Below are 20,227 nucleotides of genomic sequence, written 5' to 3' on the forward strand. Positions count from 1 at the left end.
TTGGTGAAAGTATAATAGAAGTGCCAATTATTGAATTGGAATATTTCATTATGACGAATGTGGAAAAGGCATAGGGTCTTAGGTTATAAAAATGACAAGAGATTTTGCATTTGAAAAATTAAATCTTCATCGCTTAGAACTAGATGTTTATTCATTTAATTCTCGTGCTGAAAAAGCATATTTGGCTGCTGGATTTAAAAGAGAAGGCGTATTGAGAGATGCAGTTTGGAATGGCAAAGAATATGCTAATGATATTCTGATGGCAATACTAGAAGACGAATGGAAACAAATAAAAGGTATTATATAAATTACAATTTATCTAATTAGAAATATATAGTTATATGAATAATTTTATATATACTAAGAATTAAGTTGAGTAATAGTGTAAAAACTATTGCTCTATTTTATTGTACAAGTAAGATATTTATTTTAGATATTGTCATAAAGGTATTATAATAACAGTTAAAATAATTTAGAAATATATTTAACTTGTTTACTAAAAAATAAAATGTATTTTATGACAGGGTTTAACAAATATAAGTAGAAATATATATAATTAAATAATATAAATTATAAATTAGGAATAATAATTTAAGGGGGAGTTTAATGGAGAAGTTTTTTGAACTAGAAGAGTATGCTCAAATTGAAGTTCTCCAAAATATACAAGATAGCTTTGCAAATTCACTTGGTATGGGAGCAGTTATAGTAGACTATAAAGGTGAACCTATAACAAAAGAAAGTAATTTCACTAAATTTTGTACATATATAAGAAATAATGAGGAATTAAAAGGAAAGTGTTATAAATGTGATGCATATGGAGGGGTACAATCAGCTATTACAAAAAAGCCACATATATACAAGTGTCATGCAGGATTAGTAGACTTTGCTATACCTATAATGGCAAATAATACATATATAGGAGCAATATTAGGAGGTCAAGTAAGATTAAAAGAAGATTTAAAAGAAGAAAACAATGTTTTAAAGGGTAAATATAATGAAGAATTATCTAAATATTATAAAGATATAAAGATAAAGACTTATGAAGAAGTCAAATATGCAGCAGATCTTATGTACCAAATATCAAATTATATTTTAAATAAAGATATAGTCAAAATAAATTCTGATTTTAATAGCAATAAAGCTAAAATAGATAGAGCTACTAATATTGAATTAATAAAGGAATATAATTTAGAGAGTGAACAATACTCTGAAGAAATACACAAAGCACTAAATTATATTCATTCAAACATAAAAAAAAATATTACACTAGAGGAGGTAGCAAATCATATAAATCTAAGTCCAAATTATCTGAGTAAGACTTTTAAAAAGGATATTGGTATAAACTTTATAACCTATATAACAAATAAAAAAATAGAATTAGCAAAAGAAATGTTAAAAGATACAGATACACCTATTCTAAATATATCTATAGATTTATCTTTTAATAAACCTAACTATTTTAGTAAAGTTTTTAAAAAAATAGTAGGTTTAACACCTAGTGAGTATAGGAGCACATTACAGAATGATCAAATAGATATCTAAGGGAGGAATTTTTTGAGTGTATTAAAAAAAGAATCAATAAAAGATCTTCTAAGTAAGGATTATTTAATGCAAATACTACCTGGTTTACGAGATATAAAGTTAGAAAATATAAAAACAAACGGTTTATCAGGAGCTAAAATATATAAAATTACATTATTTTCTAGGCAAGATAAAAAAAGCCTATATCTAAAAATAAATAATTTAAAGGAAGATTGGCTAGCAAAAGTAAATAAAGATGAAGGCAGAGAATTAGCTATATTTAAAGATGATATATATTCAAAATTAGAAGAGTTTATAAATGACATTTATTTAGGTTATTACATAGGGGATAATAGCTATGCAATACTTATGAATGATATGTCTGTATACAAAAAAACAAATAACTCAGAGAAAGAGTGTCTTTACTATTTAAATAACTTAGCGAAATTCCACTCTAAATTTAAAGAACATGATGTAATAAATTATAAGGAGTTATTAAATGTAGATGAATATTGTAATTTTTTAACAAAGACTAAAGTAAGTGAAGTTGAGGAGTTTAAAGAAAATTATCAAAAAGGAGAAATAATATTAAAAGATATTTTAGGAGAAAATTTATTTAATAAATATGATGAAATAAAGGAAATAGATAGTATATTTTCTTATTATCCTAAAACCTTTTTGCATGGAGATTATAGACCAGATAATACACTTTACATAAATCAAAATGATATAAGAATTATAGACTGGGCTAATAGTGGATGTGGACCTTGTACATTAGATGTATTTTGGTATCTTATGACATCTGTAAATGTTAAATTTGATAAAACTATACTACTAAATTATTATAAAATGAATTTAGAAAATTATATTGGATATAAATTAACTAGAAGAACATGGGACACTTTATTGAAAGTTGGAATTTTAGCTTCCTGCAAAATGTATTTAGTATCACTATTAGCTAATTCAAATTTAGAAGATAAATATGAGTATTTAAATATATATTATTGGATAGAGAATCTTAAAAGTGTATTAATAGACTTATAGATATAGTAGAGTACAATTGGTAGGAAAAGTAACCTTTATGAAAGTTGAAATAAATGTGGATACATGAAATATAAAACAATTTAATTAAGAAATAATAAACTAAATAAAAAGTGGGGAATAGATGTGGTAAAAGGTTTACATGTTAAAATAATAGGACTTACAACTATATTTAGTTTACTTATTACAGGATGCACTAGCACAATAGAAAATAAAGAAATCTTAAAAAATACATACTTTGAAGTTGTAAAAAGTGAACAAAATAGTAATGAAATAAAAGCTGTGGATTTAGAAGAAAGGCTTAAGGATAAAACAGTAGATATTTCAGATGGAATTGTATATTTAACTGGTGAAAATGGAGAACAAAAAGATTATTCAACTAAAATTTATACATTCAAAGAAGGTAATAAATCTCTTAGTGTTTCTTATTTAGATAATGATAAAAAAGAAAATTTAGAAGATATAAAATTTGCTTCATATATTATAACTAAGGAAGATAAAGAAGAAACTTATGTAGAAGTTTATTATCAAGACATATTAGAAGCAAATGGAATATTAAGTTTTCAGATGTATCCAGAAAGCGTACAAGAACAAAAGGAATTAGTAAACTTACTAAATGAAAATAAAAGTAGTTTGTATGAAGCATATTATAAAGTAGCAGAAAGTATAGAGGAAGATAGTTCTCTAGAGTTAGGAAAAATAATAGATGATAAGTTAAAAAAATAGATGGATTTGTTAGTAATGATAATGAAAATTTAGTATCTTATTCTTTAAATAAGGATGGTTTAAATTTAAATTTAGTATTTGACGAAAAGATAAATAAGGCTGAAAGTGTAATAATTGAAGATATTGAATCTAATAATATATCTTTAAGTTATTATAAAAATATGGAATAGGGTATACAACTTTATAAGAGGAATAAAGATTTGAAAGAACAAGAAGAAATGGTAGATAAATTATTAGAATATAAAAAATAGTAAGGATAATTCCTTACTATTTTTTTGTATTAATATTAAATTAAAAATGTAAAGAAAAATATAGTACAAAAAATTATCCTATTAAGATAAAATTTATCATAAAAATATTTAAAAAGTCTTAAAATTTGTACTATTTAAATAAAATATTTCCATAAAAGTATACTAGAATTTAAATAAGAACAAGAATAATTTTTGGAGGTACTCCCATTATGCAAAAAGAAGCTTTAGGAATGGTTGAAACAAAAGGACTAGTAGGGGCAATAGAAGCTGCTGATGCTATGGTAAAATCAGCAAATGTACAACTAGTAGGATATGAAAAAATAGGTTCAGGGTTAGTAACAGTAATGGTAAGAGGAGATGTAGGAGCTGTTAAAGCATCTGTAGATGCAGGAGCAGTAGCAGCAGAGAAAGTTGGAGAAGTTGTATCAGTTCATGTAATACCAAGACCACATACAGATGTTGAAAAGATATTACCAAGCAATAACTAATATTAAATAAGAATTTAGGTTAAGGGGGAAATTTTCATGAAAGAAGATTTAATGTCAAAAATAATGGATGAAGTAATGAAGAAAATGGGAGAAACTCCAAAGTTAGAAGTTAAAGAAGAAACAGCAGAAGAAGCTAAATATGAAGAGCCTAATAGCTGTAGCTTAACAGAGTTTGTAGGAACAGCAATAGGAAACACTATAGGTCTTGTTATAGCTAATGTAGATTATAACTTACACGAGTTAATGAATATAGATAAAAAATATAGATCAATAGGGATAGTTGGTGGAAGAACAGGGGCTGGACCTCATATATTTGCAGCAGATGAGGCTGTAAAGGCAACTAATAGTGAAATATTGTTAATAGAGCTTCCTAGAGATACAGAAGGTGGAGCAGGACATGGTTCTTTAATAATATTTGGTGCAGAAGATGTATCAGATGCTAGAAGAGCTGTTGAAGTTACATTAAATGAATTAGAAAGAACTTTTGGTGATGTTTATGGAAGTAGCGCAGGACATTTAGAATTCCAATACACAGCAAGGGCTAGCTATGCTCTTAATAAAGCGTTTGGAGCACCTATTGGAAAATCTTTTGGGATAACAGTTGGAGCACCAGCTGCTATTGGAGTATTACTTGCAGATACTGCTGTAAAAGCCGCTAATGTTGATGTTGTAGGATATTCAACTCCAGGAAATGGTGGAACTAGTTACTCAAACGAAGTAATTCTTACATTCTCAGGAGATTCAGGAGCTGTTAGACAGTCTATAATAGCAGCAAGGGAAGTAGGAAAGCAATTATTATCAACTTTAAGTAATGAAGAATTAAAGTCATCAACAATACCATACATATAAGATTTTAAATAAGGGGAGTGAATACATTGAAATCTAAACGTTTTGAAGTTTTAAAAAATAGACCAGTAAACCAAGATGGTTTTGTAAAGGAGTGGCCAGAAGTTGGTCTTATAGCAATGGATGGACCAAATGACCCAACACCTAGTATAAAAATAGAAAATAAAATAGTAATAGAATTAGATGGAAAGAAAAGAGAAGACTTTGATATGCTAGACTTTTTTATAGCAGATCATGCTATAAATTTAGAAAGAGCAGAAGAAGTTTTAAACATGGATTCATTAGAATTAGCTAGAATGCTTGTTGATATAAATGTTGGAAGAGAAGAAATAGTAAAACTTACAACTGCTATGACTCCAGCTAAGATAGTTGAAGTTGTAAGCCAGATGAATGTACTTGAAATGATGATGTCAATGACAAAGATGAGAGCTAGAAAGATGCCTTCAAATCAATGTCATGTTACTAATGTAAAAGATCATCCAGTTCAAATTGCAGCAGATGCAGCAGAAGCAGCTTTAAGAGGATTTGATGAACAAGAAACTACAGTAGGTATAGCAAGATATGCTCCATTTAATGCCCTAGCTTTATTAGTTGGAGCTCAAGTAGGTCGCCCTGGAATACTTACTCAATGTGCTGTTGAAGAAGCAACAGAATTAAAATTAGGAATGAGAGGATTAACAGGATACGCTGAAACTGTATCTGTCTATGGAACAGAGTCTGTATTTATGGATGGAGATGATACTCCTTGGTCTAAAGGTTTCCTAGCATCTTCATATGCATCAAGAGGACTTAAAATGAGATTTACATCAGGAACAGGTTCTGAAGTTCAAATGGGATACGCAGAAGGAAAGTCAATGCTATATCTTGAAGCTAGATGTCTATTCTTAACTAAGGGCTGTGGAGTTCAAGGAATACAAAATGGTTCAGTAAGTTGTGTTGGAGTACCAGCAGGAGTACCTAGTGGAGTTAGAGCTATACTTGCAGAAAACTTAATAGCTGCAATGTTAGATCTTGAGTGTGCATCTAGTAATGACCAAACATTTACACATTCTGATTTAAGAAGAGTTGCAAGAAGTTTAATGCAAATGGTGCCAGGAACAGATTTTATATGTTCAGGATATAGTGCAACTCCAAATTATGATAATATGTTTGCAGGTTCTAACTGGGATGCAGAAGATTATGATGATTGGAATATAATTCAAAGAGATTTAAAAATAGATGGCGGTCTAAAGCCTGTTAGTGAAGATGAAGTTGTTAAAGTTAGAAATAAGGCAGCTAGAGTTATACAAGTATTATTTAAAGAATTAAATCTTCCAGAAGTTACAGAAGAAGAAGTAACTGCTGCAACCTATGCACATGGAAGTAAGGATATGCCAAATAGAAATGTAGTTGAAGATTTAAAAGCTACTGAAGAAATGATGAACAAAGAAGTTACAGGGGTAGATGTAGTTAAAGCACTTTATAAAGGTGGATTTGAAGATGTAGCAGATAGTGTGTTTAATATGTTAAAGCAAAGAATAGCAGGGGATTATTTGCATACAGCAGCTATACTTGACAAAGATTTTAAAGTAAAAAGTGCCGTAAACTATCCAAATGATTATAGAGGGCCAAAAACTGGATATCAAATAAGTGATGAAAGATGGGAACAAATCAAAAATATTGAAAATGCAGTAAGTCCAGAAGACTTCTAAAAATAGAAAAAGAGGTGAAAATTGTGTCTATAGATGAGAAATTATTAAAAAGTGTAATAGAAGAAGTATTAAAAGAAATGGTAGAAAATGATAATGTAGAGTGCAATAGCAAAAAAGAAGAAAAGAAAGAAAATGTAGTATTTGATGATAATAAAAAATTAGAACTAGTAGAAGTTGGAGATTTGAAAAAAGGTACTAGAAGCGATGAAGTAGTTATAGGTTTAGCGCCAGCATTTTTTAACCATCAAACTAAAACTATAGTTGGTATAGAACACGATAAAGTATTAAAAGAAGTTATAGCAGGTATTGAAGAAGAAGGATTAACTTATAGACTAGCAAAAATTTATAGAACGTCTGATGTTTCTTTTATAGCACATGATGCAGCAAAACTAAGTGGTTCAGGAATAGGAATAGGTATACAGTCAAAAGGTACAACAATAATACATCAAAAGGATTTATTTCCTTTAAGTAACTTAGAATTATTCCCCCAAGCTCCACTTATAGATTTAGAAACATTTAGACAAATAGGTAAAAATGCAGCTAAATATGCTAAAAATGAATCACCAGCTCCAGTGCCAGTGAAAAATGACCAAATGGCAAGACCAAAATATCAAGCAATTGCAGCACTTTTACATATAAAAGAAACAGAACATGTTGATAGAAACAAAAAAACTCAAGAATTGAAGATAACATTTAAATAAACAAGGAGGGTAATGATGAATCAAGATTTATTAATAAAACAAATCGTAGAGGAAGTACTAAAAAATATGAACTCTACTAATATAAATGAAGTTTCAAATGCTGTTAAAAATGTTTTAAAAAGTGATAAAGTCACAAGCGCTAATTATCCATTAGGAGAGAAAATACCGGAAAAAATAAAATCACAATCTGGAATAAAATTATCAGATGTAACTTTAGACAAAGTAATAAGAGGTGAAATTGGATCTAAAGATATAAGAATATCTAAAGAAACTTTAGAATTACAAGCACAAGTAGCTGAATCTGTTGGAAGAAATGCATTTGCTCAAAACTTAAGAAAGGCAGCAGAACTTATAGTAGTTCCAGATGATAGAATTCTTGAAATATACGATGCACTAAGACCATATAGATCAACTAAACAAGAATTATATGATATAGCAGATGAACTAAGAAATAAATATGGATGCACTATAAATGCAGAGTTTGTTATAGAAGCTACAAATGTTTATGAACAAAGAGGAAGGTTAAAGGTAGTGGAGTAAAAGTAGTTTGGAGGGTATTAAATGAAGATAGTAGCTGGTATAGATATAGGTAATGCTACTACTGAAGTGGCCTTAGCAAAAATAGATGAAAACAATATTGAATTTTTATCAAGTTCTATAGTTAAAACAACAGGAATTAAAGGAACTATGAAAAATATAAATGGAGTATTTAAATCTTTAAAAAATTCTTTAGATAAGTCTAATTTAAAAATTGAAAATTTAGATGAAATCAGAGTAAATGAAGCTGCTCCAGTAATAGGAGACGTAGCTATGGAAACTATAACAGAAACCATAATAACAGAGTCTACAATGATAGGCCATAACCCTTTAACACCAGGTGGAGTAGGAGTTGGTGTTGGTGAAACTGTAAAAATTGATAAATTAGAAAGTGTAGATAAGAACAAAGATGTAATAGTTGTTATACCTAAAGAATTTGACTTTGAAGTTTCATCTAAATTAATAAATTTATATTCAGATAAATTAAATATAAATGGAGCTATAGTAAAAAAAGATGATGGAGTACTAATTAATAATAGATTAAACAAGAAAATTCCTATAGTAGATGAGGTTAGTTTAGTTGAAAAAGTTCCTCTAAATATGAAGTGTGCCATAGAAGTTGCACCAATTGGAGGAGTTGTTGAAGTATTATCTAATCCATATGGAATAGCAACATTGTTTAATCTAACCTCAGAAGAAACTAAACATGTTGTTCCAATAGCTAGGGCATTAATTGGAAACAGATCAGCAGTTGTTATAAAAACTCCTAAGGGAGATGTTAAAGAAAGAAAAATACCTGCTGGAAATATTGAAATAGTTGGACTAAATAAAAAAGCTTTTGTTGGAATTGATGAAGGTGCTAAAAAAATTATGAATGCTATAAATAGCGTAAATATTGTTTGTGATGTTAAAGGAGAACCTGGGACTAATGTGGGAGGAATGCTTGAAAAAGTAAGGCATGTTATGTCTAATTTAACAAATCAACACCCAAAAAACATTAAAATACAAGACTTACTATCTGTAGATACTTTTGTTCCTCAGATTGTAAAAGGTGGTATTGCTAATGAGTTCTCACTAGAAAATGCAGTAGGAATAGCAGCTATGGTAAAAGCTGATAAACTTCAAATGCAAAAAATAGCAGATGAATTAACAAAAAGCCTAGGGGTGAATGTCAATGTAGGTGGAGTAGAAGCTGATATGGCAATTCGTGGAGCATTAACTACTCCAGGAAGTAACAAACCACTTGCAATATTAGATATGGGTGCAGGATCTACGGATGCTTCTATAATTACAAAAGAACATGAAATAAAGTCAATACATTTAGCAGGTGCTGGAAATATGGTTACTATGCTTATAAAATCAGAATTAGGAATAGATGATTTTGAACTAGCAGAAGACATAAAAAAGTATCCATTAGCTAAGGTAGAGAGTCTTTTCAATATAAGACATGAAAGTGGAGCTGTAGAGTTTTTTAACAAAGCATTAGATTCTAAATTATTTGCAAAGGTTGTAATACTAAAACCAGAAGGTATGGTTCCTATTGAAATAGATGAATCACTAGAAAAAATAAAATTAATTAGAAAAAGTGCTAAAGAAAGAGTATTTGTTACAAATGCTATAAGAGCACTAAAAAAGGTAAGCCCAACAAATAATGTAAGAGATATAGCGTTTGTAGTTTTGGTTGGAGGAAGTGCACTTGATTTTGAGATTCCTCAATTAGTTACAAATGCATTATCTCAGTATAATGTAGTTGCAGGAAGAGCAAATATAAGGGGTGTAGAAGGACCTAGAAATGCAGTTGCAACAGGACTTGTTTTACATTTAAAAGAAGAATAGGTGAATTTTATGGCTAAGAATATAAGTGTTACGAAAAAGCCAAGTATAAAAATATACTATAACAAAAATCAAATAGATGAGTTAAAATTTAGAGAAATTATACTTGGCATAGAAGAAGAGAATGTACCTTATGAAATTTTAGGAATTTGTGAAGAAGATGTTATAAAATTAGGCTATAATGCCTGCAATGACTCTATATTAGGAGTGGGGATTGGAGTAAATAAAGATTTTATAATACTTCACTATAATAAACTAGAAAAAGATAGTCCTCTTTTTACTATAAAAATATCATCTAAAGAATCTATAATGAGAACACTAGGTCAAAATGCAGCTAGATTAGTCATAAAAAAACCTTTCAAAGAACTTTAAAATATTTATAAGATACATATAGTTTATCTAACAATTGTATAAAGTTTTATATTTATTATAGATATTACTTAAACATTAGATTAGGGGGAGGGTAAAATGTCCCAATTAGCTATTGGAATTATAGAGACAATTGGCCTTGCAGCTTGTATAGAAGCAGCAGATGTATGTGTAAAATCTGCAAATGTTAATTTAATAGGATATGAGCTCTCGAAAGGTGGAGGTATGGCGACATTAAAAATAGAGGGAAATGTAGGTGCTGTTAAGGCAGCTATAGAAGCTTCTGTTGTTGCTGCCAATAAAATAAGCAAGGTATTTTCCTATAAAATAATACCTAGACCAAGTAAAGAAATAGATATATTAATTAATAACAAAGAAACTATAGGATATAAAGAAATACAAATAGATAATCAGTCTAAGGAAAATGTAGATTTATACAATGAATATGATAAAGAATTAGTTAAAGATATAGTAGAAAATGTAAAAATAGTTAATCTAGAGGATGATTTAAATTATATAAAAAGTGAAGAATTAGGAAATACCATAGAAGAAAACAATTTAAATAATAAAGAAAATTATACTTGTAATTTATGTAAAGACCCAGAATGTAAAAGACAAAAAGGAGAATTAAAAAATAGTTGTATTCACTACAATGAACTAAATGATTTTAAGGAGGAATAGAAAATGGGAGAGGCATTAGGATTAATAGAAACTAAAGGATTAGTAGGTGCTATAGAGGCAGCAGATGCGATGACTAAATCTGCAAATGTTGAGCTAGTAGGATATGAAAAGATAGGATCAGGATTAGTTACAGTTATGGTTAGAGGAGATGTTGGAGCTGTTAAGGCATCTGTAGATGCAGGGGCAGTAGCAGCTGAGAAAGTAGGAGAACTCGTATCTAAGCATGTAATACCAAGACCTCATACTGATGTTGAAAAGATATTACCAAAATCAGAATAATATATAAATAGGTGATTAAAATGGATTTTAACAATAAGGAATTAGTAGAAAAAATAACTAAAATAGTAATACAAAAATTACAAGAAGAAAAAGAAGTTTTAATCCCTATCGGTATCTCAAATAGACACATACATTTGTGTGAAGAAGATTTTAAAATACTATTTGGCAAAGATAAATCACTAAGTAAATTTAGAGATTTAAAGCAACCAGGTCAGTATGCTGCAAATGAATGTGTAACTATAAAAGGCTCTAAAGGAGAATTAACAAAAGTTCGAATTTTAGGGCCTTTAAGAAATGAAACTCAGATTGAAATTTCTGTATCGGATGGCTTTAAATTAGGTATAAATCCACCTATAAAAGAATCAGGAAATCTAAAAGATACTCCTGGTATTGAAATTATAGGGCCTAAAGGAAAAGTTGTCAAAGAAAAAGGTGTAATTTGTGCATTAAGACATATACATATGTCACCAAATGATGCTAAAAAATTAAATTTATGTGATAAAGATATAGTAGATGTTGAGATAACGGGGATTAGAAAAGCTATACTAGGAAACGTATTAATTAGAGTAAATGAAAATTTTGAACTAGAAATGCATTTAGATATGGATGAAGCTAATTCGTGCTTAATAAAAAATAACGACTTAGTTAAAATTGTAGAAAATAGGTGAGAATGTGAATCTAAATGACTGCAATAATAAGGTAAAAGAGTTTTCAAGACTTATAAAAGAAAAAAAGTGCAATAAATATAACGGTAGGCTAAAAGTAGGAGTAGATTTAGGAACTGCAAATATAGTTTTATCTGTTGTAGATGAAAATAATAATCCTATAGCTGGAGCTATGAAAGCTTCATCTGTAGTTAAAGATGGGATAGTTGTAGATTATATAGGTGCAACTAATATACTTAGAAAATTAAAAGAAGAAGTAGAACAAATTATAGGATGTGAATTAACTTATGCTTCAACTGCAATCCCTCCAGGAATTACTGAGGGAAATACTAAAGTTATATGTAATGTAGTAGAATCTTGTGATATGGAAGTTTTAAATATAATAGATGAGCCAAGTGCAGCAGCTACAGTACTTAAAATAACTAATGGGGCAGTAGTTGATGTTGGTGGAGGGACTACTGGGATAAGTATAATAAAAAATGGGGAAGTCGTGTTTACAGCTGATGAAGCAACAGGTGGAACTCATATGACACTAGTTCTTGCAGGGTTTAATAAAATACCTTTTGAAGAAGCAGAAGTTATAAAAAAAGAGAAAAAGTATGAAAAAGATACGTTTATAATAGTAAAACCTGTCATTGAAAAAATGGCATCTATAGTTAAAAAGTATATAAAAGATTACAATATAGACACTATCTATGTAGTCGGTGGTGCTTGTTGCTTTAGTGAATTTGAAAAAGTATTTAAAAAAGAAATAAAAATAGAAACAGTAAAACCATTAGAACCACTACTTGTAACACCTCTTGGAATAGCAATGAATTGCCATATATAGAAGGTGATAAATTGGATTTAAAAAAACTTGAAAACATAATTAGTGAAAATGTAGAAAGTGTAGTTATAGATTATATAGTAGAAAAAGTATTTGAAAAGCTAGAAAGCTACAATAAAAAATTGTTAGTAGTATTTACTGGTGCTAGTATTGGATTTAAAGATGCATTTAAATGCATTAAAATGCTTCAAGATAGAGGATTTAAATTAACAATAGTATTATCAAATGGAGCTTTAAATGTATTTAATGAAAATTTAATAAAAGAATTTTTTAAAGTGGAAAAAGTTATAAAAGAAGATGACAATGAAAATATAATAAGTCTAGTAAAAGAAAATACTATTATAATGATACCTACATTAACAGTTAATACCTGTAGCAAAATTGCAAATGGAATAAATGATAATATAGCTACTAATATAATAAGTTATTCCTTAATTAATGGTAAAAAAGTAATAGCAAGTATTAATGGATGCTGCCCAGACAACGAAGAAAGAATATCTATATTTAAAGATAATATGAGCAATTCATATAAAGATTTACTTAGAAATAATATAAAAAAATTAAAAGATTACAATATTATATTAACTACATCAGTAAATTTAGAAAAAAAAGTTATAAAAATATATAAAGATAATTTTAGTTTAAACACTAATAAAAAAAATAATGATGAAATTGATTATATATGTAGTAAACAAAATATAGAGATTAAAGAAATACTCTTAAATAAGAAAATAATAAGTAAAATAGATGTATATAACTTAAAACACTATAAAGTAATAAAAATAAATCAAGATTCTATAATCACGCCTTCGGCTAAAGATGAGGCATTAAAATACAATATAAATATATTAAAAATATAAAGCTAGGTGAAAAATATGTATCTAGGAAGTGTAGTAGGAACAGTAGTATCAACTACTAAAAATGAAGGATTAATAGGAACAAAGCTTCTACTTGTAAAGCAATTAAATGAAAAATTAGAAGTGGTTGGAAACACACATGTTGTAGTAGATTCAGTAGGCGCTGGAGTTGGAGAGACTGTAATTGTTGCAACAGGGAGCTCTGCAAGAAAGATATTTTCATCTGATTCTCCTATAGACTGTGCAATAGTTGGAATAGTAGATAGTATAGAAGTTAATAATTAGGTGATATAATATGGCTAATTTATATACAAAAACAGGTGATAAAGGAAGTACTAGTCTGTTTGGTGGTAAAAGAGTATCAAAAAATGATTATAAAGTAGAATGCTATGGAACAATAGATGAGGCTATATCAATGCTTGGAGTTGCGTATTCTCAAAGTAAAAATGAAGATATAAAAAGTTATCTAAATAAAATACAAAGAAAATTATTTATAGTAGGTGCTGAACTTGCTAGTGATGAAAAAGGATTATCTATGTTGTCATATACAGTAAATGAAGAAGACATAAAAGAATTAGAACATATAGTAGATGAGTGCAGTAAGCTAAATGGAAGACAAAAAAGTTTTATAATACCTGGGAAAAATGAGTCTTCAGCATCTATTCATGTTGCAAGAACTATAATAAGAAGAGCAGAAAGAAATATAGTTACATTAAAAGAAAATGGTAATATTAGAGATGAATTACTAAAATACGTAAATAGATTATCGGATACATTATATGCTTTAGCAAGATTAGAAGAAACTTATTGTAAGATAGATGATATAAAAAGCAAGGTTATAGATAAGTTAGAAAAATTTAATAATATAGAAAAAGAAAATGAAGAGAGTATAGAGTTTAAACTAGAAAATATAATAAAAATGGCTAATTATGCTCAAAGAAAAGCAAAAGAATTAAATGTTCCTATAGTTTTTTCTGCAGTAGATAGTGGAGGTAATCTTATATTACTTCATAGAATGGAAGATTCATTACTTGGTAGTATAAATATAAGCATGAATAAAGCATATACTGCAAATGCCTTAAAAATATCAACTGATAAACTAGGTAAGCTTTGTAAAAGTGGAGAAGCTCTTTATGGTATTCAAAATACTAATGACAATAAAATAGTTGTCTTTGGTGGAGGATATCCAATATATAACAATAAAAAAATAGTTGGAGCTATAGGGGTAAGTGGCGGCAGTGTAGAAGAAGATATGGAGATAGCTTTATACTCAATACAAATGATGAAAATGAAAAGCAATTAAGCAAAATGTAATGGGGGGATAATAATGAGTGCGTTAAATGTTGAGGAAATAGTAAAAAAGGTTATAAGTGAATTAAATAATGCAAATTCTTTAAAAGAGTGTGAATATGGAATATTTGAAAGTATGAACGATGCTATAGAAGCATCATTCATAGCTCAGAGAAAGTACTTAAAGCATAGCCTAAGTGATAGAGATAAATACATAAAAGCTATAAAAAATGAATTTTATAAAGAAGAAAATTTAAAAAAAATATGCAAAATGACAGTTGAAGAAACTGGTATGGGAAATTACAGCCATAAACTTTTGAAAAATAGATTAGTACTAGAGAAAACACCAGGTGTAGAAGATTTAAAAACAGATGCTTATACAGGTGATAAAGGTCTTACTTTAGTAGAACTTTCTCCATATGGAGTAATAGGGTCTATAACACCTACAACAAACCCAACAGAAACCATTCTTTGTAATACTATAGGAATGTTAGCAGCAGGAAATTCAATTGTTTTTAGTCCTCACCCAAGAGCTAAAGAAGTATCTTTATTTACCATAAAACTTATAAATAAAGCATTAAAAGAAGCTAAAGCCCCAGATAATTTAGTGGTAACGGTAAAAAATCCTACAATAGAAAATGCAAATATAATGATGAACCATGAAAAAGTTAAATTGCTAGTAGCAACTGGAGGGCCGGGCGTTGTGAAATCAGTATTATCTACTGGAAAAAAAGCGATAGGAGCAGGGGCTGGAAATCCTCCAGCAGTAGTTGATGAAACTGCAGATATAGAAAAAGCAGCAAAAGATATAGTTGATGGATGTAGCTTTGATAACAATCTTCCATGCATAGCAGAAAAAGAAGTTATAGCAGTAGATGAAATTACTGACTATTTAATATTCAATATGAAAAAAAATGGGGCATATGAAATAAAAGATAAGGAAACTTTAAATAACTTACAAAACTTAGTTTTATCTAAGGATTTAAAATTAAATACTGAATGTGTTGGAAAAAGTGCAAGATATTTATTAGATAAGATAGGAATACAAGTTGAGGATGATATAAAAGTAATAATAATGGAAACAGATAAAAATCACCCATTTGTTATAGAAGAATTAATGATGCCAATACTTCCAATAGTTAGAGTTAAAGATGTTGACGAAGCTATAGAACTATCTATAGAAGTTGAACATGGAAATAGACATACAGCTATAATGCATTCTAAAAATATTGATAAATTAAGTAAGATGGCTAAATTAATTCAAACCACTATATTTGTTAAAAATGGACCATCATATTCTGGCATAGGTGTAGATGGAGAAGGATATACAACATTTACAATAGCTGGTCCAACAGGAGAAGGTTTAACAAGCGCTAAAACCTTTGCTAGAAAAAGAAGATGTGTACTTGTAGATGGCTTTGATATCAGATAAGAGGTGAGATTATGGAAAAAGATTTAATAAGCATTATTAAAGAAGCTGGTATAGTAGGTGCTGGTGGAGCTGGATTTCCAACTCATGTAAAATTAAATACAAAGGCAGATTATTTAATTATAAATGGAGCTGAATGCGAACCTCTTTTAAGAGTAGATCAACAACTGATGGCTAAAGAATCTAGAAAACTTTTAGACGCTATAGATTTAGTTAAAAAATATATTGGCGCTAAAGTTGCAATAATTGGATTAAAATCTAAGTATAAAAAAGCCATAGAAAATATAGAAACTATAATTAATGAGTATGAAAATATAAAAATGCATAAAATGCCTAATTTTTATCCAGCAGGAGATGAACAGGTATTAGTGTATGAAACTATTAAAAAAATAATACCAGAAGGTTCAATTCCACTTAGTGTAGGAGCTGTAGTATTAAACGTAGAGACTTTATTAAATATATATGAAGCTTATTACAATTATTTAAAAGTTACTAATAAATATGTAACTGTAACTGGAGATGTTAAAGAAAAAATAACAGTTAATGTTCCTATAGGTATATCCATAAAAGAAGTTATAGATTTAGCAGGAGGGAGTAATTTAGATGAATTTGTTGTTATAAATGGTGGACCTATGATGGGTAAAATAGTTTCATTAGATGATGTAATTACAAAAACAACTAAAGGTCTTATAGTATTACCTAAAGAACATAGTCTAGTTAAATCTATAAATAAAAATATATCTCAAACATTAAAAGAAGCTAAAACTTCTTGTATGCATTGTAGTTTATGTAGTGAAATATGCCCTAGAAATTTATTGGGTCATAATATAAATCCACATAAACTAATAAGAATAGCAAGTTATTCAAGTATTTGCGATACCAAATCTAGTTTAACAACAGCATTTTTATGCTGTGAATGTAGGTTATGTGAATATGCTTGTATTATGAATTTACAACCTTGGAAATTACATTCAAATCTAAAAAAACAAATGTCAGCAAAAAATATAAAAAACGATAATAACAATACACCAATAGATGTACATCCATTTAGAGAATATAAAAGATATCCAGTAAGTAAATTAATATCTAAGTTAGATCTTTCGAAGTATGATAAAAACGCAGAAATAACAAATATTTATAAGAATTTTACAAAGGTAAAAATACTTTTAAATCAGCATATAGGAATAAGTGCAACACCTATTGTAAAAAAAGGAGATAAAGTTCTTAAAGGACAGCTAATTGCATTTACAAAAGAAGATAAATTAGGAACATCAATTCATTCAAGTATAGAAGGATTAGTAAAAGAAGTAAATGATAAGTATGTATTAATAGAAAGCTAAATTTTTATTAGGAGGAGTAACATGGATATATTTGCAATGGTAGCAGCTTTTGGAGGAGGAGCATTTGGAGCTTTAATAGGAGCATTACCAGCATTTATACTTACAGGTGTGATAGCGATAGCAGGTGCAGCTATAGGGATGGCAGGTGGATCAGATTTAGTTGTTGGAAATGTAGCTTTTGGTTCTTTTTTGGGACCTCATATAGCATTTGCAGGTGGGGTTGCAGCAGCAGCATATGCAGCAAACAAAAGAAGCACAAGTACATCTAAAGTAACATCAACTGGAGAAAAAATCTTAGGTAGTGATGAAGTAGAAAGTGGAACATCAATAGGTTTATCCTTAAACCTAACAGGAGACTATAAAGTTTTGTTAGTTGGTGGGATATTTGGGATATTAGGTTTTTTAATAAATTATTTATATGCATCAGTTCTAGTACTTCCAACAGATACTCCAGGTATGACAGTTTTTACACTGGGTGTAATAGCAAGGCTAACTCTTGGAAATAGTGGACTATTTGGTAAATATGATAAAAATAAAAAAAGAAAATACTTATCTACCGGAAAAATGCTTGGATATAATATAGTATTAGGTGCATCATTAGGAATAGTAGTTTCTTATGTGGCAGCATCACTTTCCAATACCTTTGAAGTAGCTCCAGAGGTAATATCATTATTCCCAACACTATGTTTTGGAATAAGTGCACTTTCTTTAATATTTACACAAACAGGCTCGGCTACACCAGCAACACATCATATAACATTAATATCAGCACTTGCAGCTGTTGTTTCAGGAAATCCCATATTTGGAGTATTGTTTGGAATTATAAGTTGTTTAATTGGAGATTTCGGAGCTAATACACTTAATAGTAATTGTGACTCTCATATAGATCCACCGGCATTCTCAATATTTATATGTACATTTATAATAAACTTCATATTTTAATTAAAACTAAACAATAATTTTTAAAATTTTACATATTTGAATTATAGATAAATATAATTTAGATAAAACATATTAGCAAACATGATAAGAATTAGGGGGACACAATATGAAAAAATCAATTGGACTTGTGGAATTAAAAAGTATTCCCATAGGGATAGAAGTTGCAGATACAATGCTAAAAACAGCAAATGTAGAATTAATATTAGCTAATCCAATTTGTCCGGGAAAATATGTGATAATAGTGAGTGGGAACGTAGGTTCAGTAGAAAATGCTATAAAAGCAGGTAAAGATAAAGCAGGAATATTTTTAATTGAAAGTCATGTGATAAATAATATACATGAAGATGTAATACCAGCCTTAACAGGTACTATAGAACCAGTAAATATTAAATCTATTGGATGTATAGAAACAATATCAGCACTAACAGCTATAAAAGCTGGAGATATAGCTCTTAAATCATCTAATATTGAATTAATAGAAATAAGACTTGCAAGAGGCCTTGGTGGAAAGGGATTTATAGTAATGTGTGGAGATATAGCATCTATAAATTCTGCTATAAAATCTTGTACAAATGAATTACAAGAAAGTGGGGAGATAACAAGTACATCTTCTATAGCATCTCCACATAGAGATTTAATAAATAAATTAATGTAGAGTAAAAATAATTAACAAAAAGTCTAACTTGATTTTATAGGTTAGATTTTTTTGTATTATTAAGTGAATTATAGAAACATATTAAAATAATATATCTTTTATTACCTAGAATTTTTATAGATATAATAAAATATATAAAAAAATAACTATATGTATTTCTAATATTAATTTATGATATAATATTTTTTTAATTAATATTAGAAAGGAATTTATAATATGCCATTTACATTTTCTCATCCTGCTATAGTAATTCCATTTAAAAATAAGTACTTTAATTTTAGTGGATTAATACTAGGATCTATGGCACCTGATTTTATATACTTTGTACTATTTAGTCCAAGTAGCAATATAGGTCATGAATTTTTAGGATTTTTCTTTTTTAATCTTCCAATGTGCTTTTTAATAAATTATGTATTTTACAAATATATACAAAAAGCACTTATATTAAGTATGCCTAATTTTATATCAAATAAATATATACACCTTACTAAATTAAAAAACACATTATCTAATAAAAAAGAAATATTAAAGTTTGTAATATCATGTTTAATAGGTATGATAACTCATGTACTTTGGGATAGTTTTACTCATATTAGTGGATTTTTTGTTAACAATATAGCTTTTTTAAGAGATAGCATTAATATATTTAATATGTCTATTCCAATTTATAAAATAATCCAACATGGTAGTACAATGATAGGCTTTTTAGTTATATTTATATATCTTTATACTATTAAAGGTAAAAATATTTTTTATCTTAAGATAAACAAATTTAAGATATACTTAAGTCTTGTATTAGTATTCATAATTACTATGATTGTTTCCATATTTATTTTTGTTAAAACAGGTGCTTTTATAGGTATTGGTAGATTGGTTGTAACATTTATCAATTCCTTATTTATATCTTATTCAATAACTGGCTTTCTATTAGACAAAAATAAAATTTAATAAATTTTTATAAATAGAAAAATATAGTGCATAGATATTTATGCACTATACCAAAAAATCTACAAAAATCCTCTCTTTATGAAAATTAGAACTAATCGTTATAACTTACCTACCAAGCTCTTTATATATTCTCATAATATCAAAGACTATGATGGGAAAAAACACAGTTCATATCTATATGCTTTTAATCTAATCATTGCGTATATGTAAATTGTTAAAATAAAGTTGATATATGGTAAATAATATAGTTTATATTTAAATTAATAATATAGACTAATATATATTGAAAAATAGTGCAAAATAACCATATA

General features: G+C 28.2%; 23 protein-coding genes. All 23 read left to right on the forward strand.

Going from position 1 to position 20,227, the window contains the following annotated elements; all coding sequences use genetic code 11:
* Nucleotides 1-91: 91 nt before the first annotated feature.
* The 23 genes from I2H23_RS03670 (at nt 92) to I2H23_RS03780 (ending at nt 19,916) form a co-directional block, all read left to right on the forward strand.
* Nucleotides 92-307 carry a GNAT family N-acetyltransferase gene (locus I2H23_RS03670; protein ID WP_092926011.1) on the forward strand — a complete coding sequence of 72 codons (216 nt, stop codon included), beginning with the start codon at nt 92-94 and terminating at the stop codon, nt 305-307.
* Between the two features lie 299 nt (nt 308-606).
* Nucleotides 607-1,542: a PocR ligand-binding domain-containing protein gene (locus I2H23_RS03675; RefSeq protein WP_195581106.1), complete on the forward strand. Its 936-nt coding sequence runs from the start codon at nt 607-609 to the stop codon at nt 1,540-1,542.
* A gap of 12 nt (nt 1,543-1,554) precedes the next feature.
* Nucleotides 1,555-2,565: a phosphotransferase gene (locus I2H23_RS03680; protein WP_195581107.1), complete on the forward strand. Its 1,011-nt coding sequence runs from the start codon at nt 1,555-1,557 to the stop codon at nt 2,563-2,565.
* Between the two features lie 123 nt (nt 2,566-2,688).
* Entirely contained in the window at nt 2,689-3,288 is a 600-nt protein-coding gene (locus I2H23_RS03685; RefSeq protein WP_166505353.1) for a hypothetical protein, read from the forward strand.
* A gap of 460 nt (nt 3,289-3,748) precedes the next feature.
* Nucleotides 3,749-4,027: a propanediol utilization microcompartment protein PduA gene (gene pduA, locus I2H23_RS03690; RefSeq protein ID WP_092926003.1), complete on the forward strand. Its 279-nt coding sequence runs from the start codon at nt 3,749-3,751 to the stop codon at nt 4,025-4,027.
* Between the two features lie 36 nt (nt 4,028-4,063).
* Nucleotides 4,064-4,876, forward strand: a complete 813-nt coding sequence (pduB, locus tag I2H23_RS03695) for a propanediol utilization microcompartment protein PduB (RefSeq protein ID WP_166505354.1) — start codon at nt 4,064-4,066, stop codon at nt 4,874-4,876.
* Between the two features lie 26 nt (nt 4,877-4,902).
* On the forward strand, nt 4,903-6,564 hold the full coding sequence (locus I2H23_RS03700) for a propanediol/glycerol family dehydratase large subunit (protein WP_092925999.1): 1,662 nt from the start codon (nt 4,903-4,905) through the stop codon (nt 6,562-6,564).
* A gap of 23 nt (nt 6,565-6,587) precedes the next feature.
* Nucleotides 6,588-7,265, forward strand: coding sequence for a propanediol/glycerol family dehydratase medium subunit (locus I2H23_RS03705; protein WP_195581108.1), 678 nt, complete (start codon nt 6,588-6,590; stop codon nt 7,263-7,265).
* A 15-nt stretch (nt 7,266-7,280) separates the two neighbouring features.
* Nucleotides 7,281-7,805 carry a diol dehydratase small subunit gene (locus I2H23_RS03710; protein WP_195581109.1) on the forward strand — a complete coding sequence of 175 codons (525 nt, stop codon included), beginning with the start codon at nt 7,281-7,283 and terminating at the stop codon, nt 7,803-7,805.
* A 21-nt stretch (nt 7,806-7,826) separates the two neighbouring features.
* Entirely contained in the window at nt 7,827-9,638 is a 1,812-nt protein-coding gene (locus tag I2H23_RS03715) for a diol dehydratase reactivase subunit alpha (RefSeq protein ID WP_195581110.1), read from the forward strand.
* A gap of 9 nt (nt 9,639-9,647) precedes the next feature.
* Complete coding sequence (locus I2H23_RS03720) at nt 9,648-10,007, forward strand: glycerol dehydratase reactivase beta/small subunit family protein (RefSeq protein ID WP_092925991.1); 360 nt, start codon at nt 9,648-9,650, stop codon at nt 10,005-10,007.
* A gap of 96 nt (nt 10,008-10,103) precedes the next feature.
* The gene (locus I2H23_RS03725; protein WP_166505357.1) at nt 10,104-10,685 is read left to right on the forward strand and encodes a BMC domain-containing protein; all 582 of its coding nucleotides are present in this window, start codon (nt 10,104-10,106) and stop codon (nt 10,683-10,685) included.
* 3 nt (nt 10,686-10,688) lie between these two features.
* Nucleotides 10,689-10,964, forward strand: a complete 276-nt coding sequence (gene pduA, locus I2H23_RS03730; RefSeq protein ID WP_092925987.1) for a propanediol utilization microcompartment protein PduA — start codon at nt 10,689-10,691, stop codon at nt 10,962-10,964.
* A 20-nt stretch (nt 10,965-10,984) separates the two neighbouring features.
* Nucleotides 10,985-11,632, forward strand: coding sequence for a phosphate propanoyltransferase (locus I2H23_RS03735; RefSeq protein WP_092925985.1), 648 nt, complete (start codon nt 10,985-10,987; stop codon nt 11,630-11,632).
* Between the two features lie 4 nt (nt 11,633-11,636).
* Nucleotides 11,637-12,458 (forward strand): ethanolamine utilization protein EutJ, encoded by an 822-nt coding sequence (eutJ, locus tag I2H23_RS03740; protein ID WP_166505358.1) that lies wholly within the window; start codon nt 11,637-11,639, stop codon nt 12,456-12,458.
* Nucleotides 12,459-12,469: 11 nt separating this feature from the next.
* Nucleotides 12,470-13,315: a flavoprotein gene (locus tag I2H23_RS03745; RefSeq protein WP_166505359.1), complete on the forward strand. Its 846-nt coding sequence runs from the start codon at nt 12,470-12,472 to the stop codon at nt 13,313-13,315.
* A gap of 15 nt (nt 13,316-13,330) precedes the next feature.
* Nucleotides 13,331-13,597, forward strand: a complete 267-nt coding sequence (locus I2H23_RS03750) for a EutN/CcmL family microcompartment protein (protein WP_092925979.1) — start codon at nt 13,331-13,333, stop codon at nt 13,595-13,597.
* Between the two features lie 10 nt (nt 13,598-13,607).
* Nucleotides 13,608-14,615: a cob(I)yrinic acid a,c-diamide adenosyltransferase gene (locus I2H23_RS03755; RefSeq protein ID WP_092925977.1), complete on the forward strand. Its 1,008-nt coding sequence runs from the start codon at nt 13,608-13,610 to the stop codon at nt 14,613-14,615.
* Nucleotides 14,616-14,639: 24 nt separating this feature from the next.
* Nucleotides 14,640-16,034 carry an aldehyde dehydrogenase family protein gene (locus I2H23_RS03760; RefSeq protein ID WP_195581111.1) on the forward strand — a complete coding sequence of 465 codons (1,395 nt, stop codon included), beginning with the start codon at nt 14,640-14,642 and terminating at the stop codon, nt 16,032-16,034.
* Nucleotides 16,035-16,045: 11 nt separating this feature from the next.
* Nucleotides 16,046-17,371 (forward strand): 4Fe-4S dicluster domain-containing protein, encoded by a 1,326-nt coding sequence (locus I2H23_RS03765; RefSeq protein ID WP_195237698.1) that lies wholly within the window; start codon nt 16,046-16,048, stop codon nt 17,369-17,371.
* 21 nt (nt 17,372-17,392) lie between these two features.
* On the forward strand, nt 17,393-18,313 hold the full coding sequence (locus I2H23_RS03770; protein WP_092925971.1) for a hypothetical protein: 921 nt from the start codon (nt 17,393-17,395) through the stop codon (nt 18,311-18,313).
* A gap of 106 nt (nt 18,314-18,419) precedes the next feature.
* On the forward strand, nt 18,420-18,968 hold the full coding sequence (locus tag I2H23_RS03775; protein WP_092925969.1) for a BMC domain-containing protein: 549 nt from the start codon (nt 18,420-18,422) through the stop codon (nt 18,966-18,968).
* A 216-nt stretch (nt 18,969-19,184) separates the two neighbouring features.
* Entirely contained in the window at nt 19,185-19,916 is a 732-nt protein-coding gene (locus tag I2H23_RS03780) for a DUF4184 family protein (RefSeq protein ID WP_092925967.1), read from the forward strand.
* Nucleotides 19,917-20,227 lie beyond the last annotated feature (311 nt).

The sequence above is a fragment of the Romboutsia sp. BSD2780061687b_171204_C1 genome (assembly GCF_015560225.1).
GTDB classification, from domain to species: domain Bacteria; phylum Bacillota; class Clostridia; order Peptostreptococcales; family Peptostreptococcaceae; genus Romboutsia_C; species Romboutsia_C hominis.

Bases quoted from the DNA above. Each gene is read 5' to 3' on its own strand.
- I2H23_RS03670 (WP_092926011.1), top strand. From the start codon at position 92: ATGACAAGAGATTTTGCATTTGAAAAATTAAATCTTCATCGCTTAGAA.
- I2H23_RS03675 (WP_195581106.1), top strand. From the start codon at position 607: ATGGAGAAGTTTTTTGAACTAGAAGAGTATGCTCAAATTGAAGTTCTC.
- pduA (WP_092926003.1), top strand. From the start codon at position 3,749: ATGCAAAAAGAAGCTTTAGGAATGGTTGAAACAAAAGGACTAGTAGGG.
- pduB (WP_166505354.1), top strand. From the start codon at position 4,064: ATGAAAGAAGATTTAATGTCAAAAATAATGGATGAAGTAATGAAGAAA.
- I2H23_RS03710 (WP_195581109.1), top strand. From the start codon at position 7,281: ATGAATCAAGATTTATTAATAAAACAAATCGTAGAGGAAGTACTAAAA.
- I2H23_RS03715 (WP_195581110.1), top strand. From the start codon at position 7,827: ATGAAGATAGTAGCTGGTATAGATATAGGTAATGCTACTACTGAAGTG.
- I2H23_RS03720 (WP_092925991.1), top strand. From the start codon at position 9,648: ATGGCTAAGAATATAAGTGTTACGAAAAAGCCAAGTATAAAAATATAC.
- I2H23_RS03725 (WP_166505357.1), top strand. From the start codon at position 10,104: ATGTCCCAATTAGCTATTGGAATTATAGAGACAATTGGCCTTGCAGCT.
- pduA (WP_092925987.1), top strand. From the start codon at position 10,689: ATGGGAGAGGCATTAGGATTAATAGAAACTAAAGGATTAGTAGGTGCT.
- I2H23_RS03735 (WP_092925985.1), top strand. From the start codon at position 10,985: ATGGATTTTAACAATAAGGAATTAGTAGAAAAAATAACTAAAATAGTA.
- I2H23_RS03750 (WP_092925979.1), top strand. From the start codon at position 13,331: ATGTATCTAGGAAGTGTAGTAGGAACAGTAGTATCAACTACTAAAAAT.
- I2H23_RS03755 (WP_092925977.1), top strand. From the start codon at position 13,608: ATGGCTAATTTATATACAAAAACAGGTGATAAAGGAAGTACTAGTCTG.
- I2H23_RS03760 (WP_195581111.1), top strand. From the start codon at position 14,640: ATGAGTGCGTTAAATGTTGAGGAAATAGTAAAAAAGGTTATAAGTGAA.
- I2H23_RS03765 (WP_195237698.1), top strand. From the start codon at position 16,046: ATGGAAAAAGATTTAATAAGCATTATTAAAGAAGCTGGTATAGTAGGT.
- I2H23_RS03770 (WP_092925971.1), top strand. From the start codon at position 17,393: ATGGATATATTTGCAATGGTAGCAGCTTTTGGAGGAGGAGCATTTGGA.
- I2H23_RS03775 (WP_092925969.1), top strand. From the start codon at position 18,420: ATGAAAAAATCAATTGGACTTGTGGAATTAAAAAGTATTCCCATAGGG.
- I2H23_RS03780 (WP_092925967.1), top strand. From the start codon at position 19,185: ATGCCATTTACATTTTCTCATCCTGCTATAGTAATTCCATTTAAAAAT.